This is a genomic window from Terrilactibacillus laevilacticus (assembly GCF_006517395.1).
Classification (GTDB): domain Bacteria; phylum Bacillota; class Bacilli; order Bacillales; family Sporolactobacillaceae; genus Terrilactibacillus; species Terrilactibacillus laevilacticus.
This window is the reverse complement of record NZ_VDCY01000019.1, coordinates 37,631-48,536: the sequence shown is the minus strand read 5'-3', so window position 1 is coordinate 48,536 and position 10,906 is coordinate 37,631. Positions and strand designations below refer to the sequence as shown.

The window sequence follows — 10,906 nt, the reverse complement described above, 5'->3', positions numbered from 1 at the left end:
GAATCTGGAACTTATAAAGTAAGCTACGTAACTATTTATGATACATCCGAGAACCAAATATCAGTATGGGATTGGGATGATCCGGATAATAAATTACAGGCTGGTAATTTTTTTGTTTTTACCGAATCAAATCTACCAACCTATAAATCTCTTTCTATTGATAAGAATGTTGTAGAGTCGGGGGATCAAGTGAATATTTCTGTAGATGCCTCTGATGACACGAATTTGAAAGAGGCAACCATTCATTATCTTTCCCCAGTAAACAAAACAAAAGTATCAATTCCACTTCATTACGATGGTACTCGTTTCATTGGGCAAATGCCTGTTGAACAAACGACAGAGGTTGGAAAATGGATTGTTGATTCAATTGAAATTAAAGATACAAACGGAAATGTTACAACTGTGAAAGCGGAAGACAACGATTTAAGTGCAGGTCAATTTAATGTGATCAAATCCGTAGATCCACTGACTAGCCATATTGTTACAAATAACGAGTCTTGGTCGAATAAAACAGTTAATTCTGATGTGTATATCGTACCGGGGGCTGTGTTAACAATTAACAGTAATGTAACAATCAATGGTAATGTTTATGTTTTAGGTGGTTTGAGAAGTTATGGTGGCCTACAAGTTAATGGTATCTTAACGGCAAACAGTATGTATTTTGGTTATTATTATCCATCAGATGGACAAGCCATTTTTACAGGTTCAAATAGTATTTCCAGTATGATTGCGACAAATCGAGTTTTAACAAATGTCCCTTTTAATCTTTACAATACACCTCTTATTTCAAATAATGGAAAGGTGAATCTGAGTGGAGCGACTCTTCCTTTTGTGAATTTAAAAATAAATGGTCAAAACATAGCTTTGAAGAGTAATGGAACCTTCCGTTATAACGATTTTGATATAGGCGATAGTGAGCAGTTGAATGTGGAAATAACTGATATAAGTGGGGGAAAATATACCTATACTTATAAAGTAGCTGAGATCTTCATCGATGATTTTACAAAAGACTCTAAGACGATTACCGGTACAACGCTTGCCAACTCGATAGTGAAAATTCTTCAAGATGGTGTGCTTATTGGTAGTGGAACGTCAAATGAAGATGGAAAATATGAGATTCCAGTTAATAACTTAATCGAAAACAATACGGTAACTTTCAATGTCTATAACACAAACAATGAATTAATTGCTTCGAAGGACATTAAAGTGAAAGATATTACACCACCAGCTAAACCTGTAGTTAATGAAGTATCAGATCAATCTGAAACGGTGACAGGAACTTCCGAAACTAATTCGAAGGTAACTGTAATAAATGGTTCAAGTAAATACACAGGTACAGCAAATGAGAATGGGAAATTTAACATAACCATCCCAAAACAAAAAGCCGGAACGACGTTAACTGTGTATGCGGAAGATGCAAGTGGAAATCGAAGTGCTGAAACTAGCGTAACAGTGAGTGATAAAACGGCGCCAACGAAGCCAAGCGTGAACAGTGTCAGTGATCAAGATACATCTGTTGGCGGTACGGCTGAAGCGGGCGCGAAAGTAATTGTAAAAAAAGGCAGTGAAGTCCTGGAAAGTAGCACAGCGAATGACAACGGCACGTTTAAAGTCACAATAGCGAAACAAAAAGCCGGAACGACGTTAACTGTGTATGCGGAAGATGCGAGCGGAAATAAGAGTGATGAAGTTCAAATTCAAGTGAGCGATAAAACGGCGCCAACGAAGCCAAGCGTGAACAGTGTCAGTGACCAAGATACGTCTGTTGGGGGCACGGCTGAATCAGGCGCGAAAGTAACCGTGAAAAAAGGCAGTGAAGTGCTGGGAAGCAGTACAGCCGTTGAAAATGGCATGTTTAAAGTCACAATTGCGAAACAAAAAGCTGGAACGACGTTAACAGTGTATGCGGAAGATACAAGTGGAAATAAGAGTGACGAAGTTCAAATTCAAGTGAGTGATAAAATGGCGCCAACGAAGCCAAGCGTGAATAGTGTCAGTGATCAAGATACGTCTGTTGGCGGAACGGCTGAATCGGGCGCGAAAATCACAGTGAAAAAAGGCAGTGAAGTGCTGGGAAGTAGCACAGCGAATGACCAAGGTTCCTTTAAAGTCACAATACCAAAACAAAAAGCCGGAACGACGTTAACAGTGTATGCGGAAGATGCGAGTGGAAATAAGAGTGATGAAGTTCAAATTCAAGTGAGTGATAAAACGGCGCCAACGAAGCCAACAATTTATACTATGGGAGATAATCAAACGACCATATCAGGTAAAGCAGAAGTAGGCTCAACAATAACGGTCAAATCAGGGAATTCAGTTATTGGACATGCAACGACGAGCAGTAAAGGCACTTTTACCGTCAAGCTAAAGTCGAAGCACAAAGCTGGAACCACTTTAGTTGCTTATGCGACAGACAAATCGAAAAATCAAAGTTCAGGAACGACATTTAAAGTTGTTGATAAAACCGCACCATCGAAACCAACAATTTATACTATGGGTGATAATCAAACGACCATTTCAGGTAAAGCAGAAGTCGGTTCAATAATAACGATCAAATCAGGAAATTCAGTTATTGGATATACAACGACGAGCAGCAAAGGCACTTTTACCGTCAAGCTAAAGTCGAAGCACAAAGCTGGAACCACTTTAGTTGCTTATGCGACAGACAAATCGAAAAATCAAAGTTCAGGAACGACATTTAAAGTAGTTGATAAAACGGCACCAGGTACGCCTACAATCAATAAAGTAACCTATAAGTCTACAACGGTGACAGGAAAAGCAGAAAAAGGAGCCACTGTATACCTCTATAATGGAAGCAAATATCTTGGCAAAGCAACAGTCAACTCAAAAGGCACATACAGTATCAAAATAAAAAAACAAAAGAAAAATTCCACGCTTAAAGTTTTAGTGAAAGACAAAGCAGGGAATAAAAGTAAATATCGTTCTATCAAAGTGCAATAAATGCCCCCCGCTATTCTCTAAAACAAAATGAGAATAGCGGGGTTTTGTATGTGGTGACTAAATTTTGGATGCCTAGTCACTCCCTGAATTAAAGTGTGGACATCGAAGTATTGGGCTAAAAGTGTATACCGACTAAAAACGGTGGAGTTAGACCGCGTTTTGGAAATTAAACCACATATTTTTAATTCCAAACCTCATAATTAATTTGCTATAAACAATTAGGAACTTCATATAGATTGATCAGGTTGTGAAAACCATTAATTTTTCCCTTATTGACTATTTAGTTTTATGTAATAAGTTGTTTAACCATTTGCGATTCCATTCTCCAGTTGCATATATTTCTTTAATGATAGCGGATTCTTCCTGCTGAATAAGAAGTGTTTGTTCCAATACGGTTAGAGCGTCTTGTTTTGGGACAACAACAACGCCATCATCATCTCCTACAATAATGTCCCCAGGATTAACAGGTACTGTACCGCAGCTTATTGTTGTATTTATTTCACCAGAACCTTCTTTTAATGGACCACGTGGTGTTTTACCCCTTGCATATACAGGCAAATCCATCTCTCTAATGGCAAGTGAATCTCGAATAGGGGAATTTGTAACAATGCCAGCAATCCCTCTAGCCATGGCATAGTGACAGATAAGCTCTCCAACAATGGCATTCTCCCTTCCGCCAAAAGCATCAATGACGATGATATCTCCTGGTTGTGCCATATCTAAAGCTCGGTGAACCATAGCGTTATCAGTAGGATGTATGCGAACTGTAATAGCGCTGCCAACTAGGTGAACACCTGGCTTGTTCATTGATTGAATTGTGAAATCCATGGCTCTAAATCGTCCCATGACATCACTAATATTTGCTGTCGCGAGTGGTACAAATTTGTTTATCAATTCTTTTGGTAATCTTTCGACGTCTTTTATAATATTTGAGCCTAAGACATTCATCTCGTTTAACCTCCCATTTATTGCCCGTTAATATTAGGGTTTAATCGTGCTTAATGGCTATTTTACTATCTACGTATTTTACTAGACGATTACAGGCTTCTTTTAGAATGGTGTCGGTTGCTGCATATGACAATCGTATAAACCCTTCGCCATATTTACCGAACGAGCTTCCAGGAACTACGGCTACACCGGTTTCTTCTAGAATTTCCATGGCTAATTGATTTGATGTCATCCCGCATTTTTCAATATTCACGAAGAGGTAAAAGGCACCTTTCGGATTAGGAATTTCTAAGGCTTTGGATTGGCTAAGCATATGGACGACAAGATTTCTTCTACGATTAAATTCATTTCGCATGAGTTTCACATCAGGAGCAGCTTGCTCTAGTGCAACAACAGCAGCCCTTTGGGTAAATTCAGGTAGACAAGTGACATTATATTGATGTAGCTTAACAAAGCCTTTTAACAGAGGAATAGGTGCATGGATGTACCCGATTCTCCAGCCTGTCATAGCGTAGGCTTTTGAAAAGCCATTAATGGTAATCGTTCTTTCACTCATTCCTGGTAAGGAAGCAATACTAATATGAGTTTGATCATCGTAAATAATTTTTTCATATATTTCATCGGAGATCACAGTCAAGTCGTACTTGATTGCAAGCTGGGCAATTTCCTTTAGGGTATCAAGATCAAGGACCATTCCTGTTGGATTGTTGGGTGAATTTAAGACAAGTAATCGGGTATTTGGTGTAATTTGCTTCTCAAGATCTTCAACAGAAAGGGTAAAGGCATCATTTTTCAAACGAAGAGGTATTGGTATGGGGGTTGCACCAGCTAATTTACAACACGCTTCATAATAAGGCCAACATGGCTGAGGAATAATAGCCTCATCACCTGGATTTAGAATGCCTGTAACTGAAACATATACAGCTTCTGTAGCACCAACCGTAATGAGAACCTCATTTGGTGAAGCAAGAATTTTATTTTCAGATTGTAACTTATGGGCAATGGCTTCTCGTAACTCAGTTAATCCATAATTAGACGTATAATGTGTTTGGTTATTCGAAATAGAATTAATTAAGGTTTGGGTGATCACCTTTGGTGTGGAGAAATCTGGCTCTCCAATAATTAAACTGTAAATATCTAACCCTTTATCGCGTAATTGATTAGTTTTTTCATATACTTTTCGAATGGTTGAGAAACCAACAGTATCTAAACGCCTTGATGTGGTTGACATAAAAATACACTCCTTTAAAGAATTAGTCTTGTCTTCATATAAGTTGGTGCCCATCATAATTAGGTTGAAGACATGAGATAAAAATAAGATAAATAACTTATTTAAAATATTAGTATTCATTAGAATATTTGTAAAATACAAAAAGTAGTATTAAAATATTGATAACTTAGATATTTGAGGTGATAAGTTGAATAAACAGGGTATAGAGGCTTTTTTAGCCATTGTACGAAATAAGAGTTTAACGGATGCAGCGGAATCTCTTTTTTTATCACAATCATCATTAAGTCATCGTCTTGTCCAGCTTGAGAAAGAAGTAGGTGTAGGCTTAATTGAAAGAGGCCGTGGATTAAGAAAAATCACATTGACAGATGCTGGTGAAGAGTTTTTGAAAATAGCTAGAAAATGGGAAGAACTGATGGAAGAGACCGCTCTTATTCAATCGCGTGCTATTTATTTAAGTCTCTCAATTGGAGCTGTAGATAGTGTGCATCGCTATATTTTACCTCCTGTGTATCGCACATTAAGTCAATATCGTGAGAAGGTGAATATTCGAGTAAGAACTCAACAATCTATCGAGCTCCATCAATTATTTGAAATGGGAGAGATAGATGTTGCTTTTACTTTATTAGAACATCCTATACCAAATGCAATTATTGAAGAATTTGTCTCAGAAGAGATGATCATTGTTAGAAAAGAGGAGGGCAGTTCTAAAAATTATGAGAGAATATTAACCATTCGTGATTTAGATTTCTCTAAACAGTTATTTATTGATTGGGGTTCTGCATTTCGTGCATGGCATGAAAACTGGATTAATGAACATACGGATCATCATTATCCGCGCATTCATTTAGATACCGCTCAACTTCTTTTAACCTTCATGACACTACCAGGGCAATGGGCTATTGTCCCGATATCTATGACAAGATCTTTTGAAAAAATGAAAGGTTTCTCAATATACAGATTAGATGATCCTCCCCCTAATCGGATTTGCTATATCATAAAACCACGTTTTCCTAAGAAGCATGTCATAGAAAGTCTAAATATATTAGAATCCTGTTTAGAAAAGGTACATAAAGAAGATCTGAAGAACGTAAAGAGAATGTAATGTTAATATCGAAAACATGAATTTTATTATTCTAATAATTCAATTTTACAAATATTTAATATTGGTGATAAACTTTGAATAGTTAAAAAACTATTAGTTAAAAATGGGGGAGTAAAATGAAAAAAATTCCATTAGGTCTTCAAATTTTTATTGCAGCTATTCTAGGTGTCATTGTTGGAGCCACTAGTAAAACATTAGGTCTTGAATTAAAATTTCTAGGTGATGCATTTATTAAAATGATTCAAATGACCATTGTACCACTTATATTCCCATTAGTTGTTCTCGGCATATCTCAAATGAAATCTGTCAAAAATCTTGGTAGATTAGCAGGGAAAGCCATTCTTTATTTTGAAATTATTACGACCATTATTATCATTTTTTCAATCTTCCTCGCTAATATAACAGGTATAGGAAAAAATGTGAACCTAGATGGTGGTAATACCAAATTAATGGATGGTATTTCTAGGCATATTGATTTTCAAACTTTCTTTTTAGACATTATTCCTAATAATATCTTTACTGCTTTTTCTAATGGTAAACTTCTTCCTATTATCTTCTTTGCTGTATTTGTAGGAATTGCAATGGCATCATTAGGTGCAAAAGTAAAACCTGTTGAAGATGGACTTGAAGCAATCTCAAATATCATGTTTAAAGTATTGAATTATGTAGTTAAATTTTCACCAATTGGTGTTTTTGGATACTTGGCATTTAATACAGCAAATTATGGATTTTCCGGTTTAAAAGCAATTGCTGGTTTAATTGTAGTCACTTATATTGGATTATTAGTTGTCGTCTTTATTTTATTTCCTATAGTTGCAAAAATATATGGTGTAAAATACTTTGAGTTATTAAGAACGATTGGAGATCTCTTGCTAATTGCTTTTACAACAAGAAGTTCCGAAGTGGTATTAGCACCGCTTACACAACGTCTTGAGAAATATGGCGCTCATAATTCAGTAGTGTCGTTTGTTTTGCCTTTAGGCTATTCATTTAACCTTGATGGCGGAACCCTCTATTTAGCACCAGCGATTCTTTTTCTTGCCAATGCGTATGGTCTCGATCTCTCGCTTATACAACAAATCGAAGTTGTCGGTCTAGTCATGCTACTATCTAAAGGAATGGCAGCTGTAGCGTCTGCATCCATAGTCGTCATCATGAGTGCAGCTACAACACTCGGAATACCTTTGGAAGGCATAGCCATGATTATGGCAGTAGATTTTCTTATGGATATGGGCCGCACAACGACAAATGTCATCGGAAATTCTCTTGCTACCATTGCAATGGCGAAATCAGAAAAAAAATTCAGGCTTAAAGATAATGAAATAAACGATAAATCTGTAGCGGTATGATTGAGGAAAAAATTAAAAAATGGTGTCAGGTAGAGCGACCGAGCCTAGGTCGTAACATATAGCGGGTGGGATTCCCGTCGAGTAAGGGTTAGCCACCCACTCGTAGCGAGTTTTGGAGGATAGGAGGCAACTTTTATCTTTAAGCGTAAACAGTTAGATAGTGGGCCGTAAACTACGGTTGAAGGGATTGAGCCTCGAAATACCAAATGAGAGGGCAGATGTTGTTGACAGTCCAGAATGCAATACTTTAACAGACGTAATGGCAAGTTTGTTGAAGCCTCTCCGGGGTCGGTGACCACGGCACGCTAGACATTGATATGTTACGGCAACTCGGGAGATCCTATCGGTCTTCTTACAAGATGTAAGGAGTATGGTGGACAAGCGATACAAAGTGAGAAAACCAAATGCCTGATAGGAAGTCGGAGGGAGACGTAGTACCAATGAAGCAGGGTAACTCCAGTGGAGGGAAGGTACTCCCCCTATCATCATCTTACTAGGGAAACATTATCTGCACACAGAGGTAGGGATTTATAATGGAAACAAAACTATTAAGAATAGCAGAAATAGCGAAATCTCAGCCAAAGTTAAAGTTTACATCATTGGCACATTTGTTAAATGAGGAATCATTAAAACAATGTCATCGTGAGCTTCCTGGTAATAAAGCTACAGGGATAATGGGAGTAACTAAAGCGTTATATAACGAAAATCTAGAGGAAAATATCAAAGACCTCGTTCGTAGAATGAAAACGAATAGTTATCGCCCTAAACCCGTTAGACGGACTTATATTGATAAGCCAGGTTCAAAGAAGAAACGTCCGTTAGGTATTCCAGAATATGAAGATAAGATTGTTCAAAAGGGAATAGCTAAGATTCTTAACTCAATCTATGAAAATGACTTTCTTGACTGTTCGTTCGGTTTTAGACCATATCGTAATTGCCATGATGCATTGAAGATTCTAAACGTTTACATTGAACAAAGATATACAAACTACATCGTAGATGTAGATATTAAGGGTTTCTTTGACAATGTAGACCACAAGTGGATGATGAAATTCTTAGAACATCGAATTAAAGATACAAGCCTTTTAAGAATTATAGCTAGATTCTTAAAAGCGGGATATATGGAGGAAGCTAGAAGATACAAAGAAGATCACGGCACTCCTCAAGGTGGTGTAGCTTCTCCAATTCTAGCGAATGTTTATCTTCACTATGTCTTAGATTTATGGTTCGAACGTAAAGTACGAAAAGAGTGCAAAGGACAGGCTTACATTGTACGTTATGCGGATGACTGTGTGCCACGAAAGCAACTGAAGTGTGCGTAAGCACACAAGGAAGCTATGCTGTACCTAAGATGAGAGTAGGCCTCTCGTAATCGCTATACAGGTAGAGATTGCAAACCACCTTAAGGTGCTATAGTCAAAAGCTATGGTATTGAGCGTTAAGGAAAAGGCAGAGCAGGACTTTGTCAGGTATATATTAAGTAGACGAAAACCATTGAACCGCTGAGGAAGTATCGAAAGCGTAGGGATGTCATCAAAACTGAGGGGGAGTCGTTGACTCAGGATAAGTTCGGAAGAAACCTGTTTACTGTCCGTTCGGTGACCGGTATAAAGGCGGCGTGAACTTAATATAGGCTTGGGTGTGGAACGTGGGAACCTACGACATGGGTGCTAAGGGAGAAATTCAAGTGGAAGCCCCACAAGAATCAGAGTACCAATACCATGTATAGGGGCGGAATAACTCGTAGTAGCTATGAAACTTCCTAACGGAAGCGGAGCAAAGGGGTTGTGTTATTCAGTTTTATTAACAAGTCAACCAGATTATTGGGAGGAGCTTATGAATAAAACAAAGTCGTATACAATATCTAAAAAGATTGTTTATGAAGCCTTTCTAAGAGTAAAAACAAATAGAGGGTCTGCTGGAATTGATGAAGAGTCGTTAAAAGAATTCGAAATGAATCTAAAGGATAATCTCTATAAAATATGGAATAGAATGTCTTCCGGAAGCTATTTTCCTCCAGCGGTCAAAGCTGTAGAGATTCCGAAGAAAACTGGGGGAACTAGGATACTAGGAATCCCAACTGTTGCAGATAGAGTTGCACAAATGGCCGTGAAAATGTACTTTGAACCATCGGTGGAACCTTACTTTCATGAGGATTCATATGGTTATAGACCAAATAAAAGTGCTCATCAAGCATTGGAGATAACCCGCAAAAGATGTTGGAAATACAACTGGGTTCTAGAATTCGATATTAAAGGCTTATTTGACAATATTGATCATGAATTACTAATGAAAGCAGTGGATAAGCACACAAATATTAAATGGGTAAAACTGTATATTGAAAGATGGTTAAAGGCACCTTTTCAAACGAAAGAAGGTGTGAAAGAACGTACTTCTGGAACACCGCAAGGTGGTGTCATAAGTCCTGTTCTTGCAAACCTATTTCTACATTATACATTTGATAAATGGATGGCAATTAACCATCCTAGCAATCCATTTGCAAGGTATGCGGATGACGCCGTCATCCACTGTAAAACAAATGATGAAGCATTGAAGTTGCTTGAATCTCTAAAGAATAGGATGAATGAATGTAAGCTCGAACTACATCCAACCAAAACACGAATTGTGTATTGTAAGGACGATGACAGAAGAGAAAATCACGAAAATATTGCGTTTGATTTTCTAGGGTACACGTTCAGGCCAAGGCGTTCAAGGAATAGATGGGGAAAGCATTTCATAAACTTCACACCTGCAATTAGTAATAAATCTAAGAAATCAATTAGGCAAAAGGTGAGGGATTGGAAGCTACAGCTAAAGGCTGAAAAGGAACTCACGGACCTATCAAATATGTTTAACTCAAAGATTAAGGGATGGATTAATTACTATGGGAAGTTCTATAAATCCGAAATGTATTCTACATTAAGGCATATCAATAAAGCCTTAATTATGTGGGTGCGAAAGAAATATAAAAGGCTCACTCGGCATAAGAAGAGAGCAGAATATTTTCTCGGAAGGATTGCCAAACAAAATTTAAATCTTTTTAAACACTGGGAAATAGGTATTAAACCAACGACTGAATAATGGGAGCCGGATGAGCTGAGAGGTTCACGTCCGGTTCTGTGAGGGACTACTGGGGAGGTTCCAGTGGTCTACTTGCCTTGTGTGCTGCTTTCAATACCAACAAGATGCATATAAATTCTTTGGTGACCTTAAACAAAGGCTGAAGAAGTTTAATCTTGAGATTGCAGAAGACAAAACAAATATTATTCCATTTGGTAAATTCGCAGAGGAAAACTGCAAAAGACGTGGAAA

The 10,906-nt window shown here is 37.6% G+C and carries 7 protein-coding genes; 5 read left to right on the top strand and 2 right to left on the bottom strand.

Annotation, left to right across the window (positions count from 1 at the left end; all coding sequences use genetic code 11):
- A partial coding sequence (locus FG390_RS15855) for an Ig-like domain-containing protein (RefSeq protein ID WP_181406513.1) occupies positions 1-2,961 on the top strand: 2,961 nt, incomplete at its 5' end.
- Between the two features lie 276 nt (positions 2,962-3,237).
- On the opposite strand, the gene FG390_RS14450 is transcribed toward FG390_RS15855, so the two are convergent.
- The gene (locus FG390_RS14450) at positions 3,238-3,909 is read right to left on the bottom strand and encodes an RraA family protein (protein ID WP_141191742.1); all 672 of its coding nucleotides are present in this window, start codon (positions 3,907-3,909) and stop codon (positions 3,238-3,240) included.
- 40 nt (positions 3,910-3,949) lie between these two features.
- Positions 3,950-5,140 carry a pyridoxal phosphate-dependent aminotransferase gene (locus FG390_RS14445; protein ID WP_181406512.1) on the bottom strand — a complete coding sequence of 397 codons (1,191 nt, stop codon included), beginning with the start codon at positions 5,138-5,140 and terminating at the stop codon, positions 3,950-3,952.
- 187 nt (positions 5,141-5,327) lie between these two features.
- On the opposite strand from FG390_RS14445, the gene FG390_RS14440 reads away from it, so the two are divergent.
- From FG390_RS14440 to ltrA, 4 genes are all read left to right on the top strand, one after another.
- A complete protein-coding gene (locus tag FG390_RS14440; protein WP_141191740.1) occupies positions 5,328-6,245 on the top strand; it encodes a LysR family transcriptional regulator in 918 nt (305 codons plus the stop codon).
- A 116-nt stretch (positions 6,246-6,361) separates the two neighbouring features.
- Positions 6,362-7,594, top strand: coding sequence for a dicarboxylate/amino acid:cation symporter (locus FG390_RS14435; protein ID WP_141191739.1), 1,233 nt, complete (start codon positions 6,362-6,364; stop codon positions 7,592-7,594).
- 533 nt (positions 7,595-8,127) lie between these two features.
- Positions 8,128-8,916, top strand: coding sequence for a reverse transcriptase domain-containing protein (locus FG390_RS14430; RefSeq protein WP_141191738.1), 789 nt, complete (start codon positions 8,128-8,130; stop codon positions 8,914-8,916).
- Positions 8,917-9,430: 514 nt separating this feature from the next.
- Entirely contained in the window at positions 9,431-10,675 is a 1,245-nt protein-coding gene (gene ltrA / locus FG390_RS14425; RefSeq protein WP_141191737.1) for a group II intron reverse transcriptase/maturase, read from the top strand.
- The last annotated feature ends 231 nt before the right edge of the window (positions 10,676-10,906 follow it).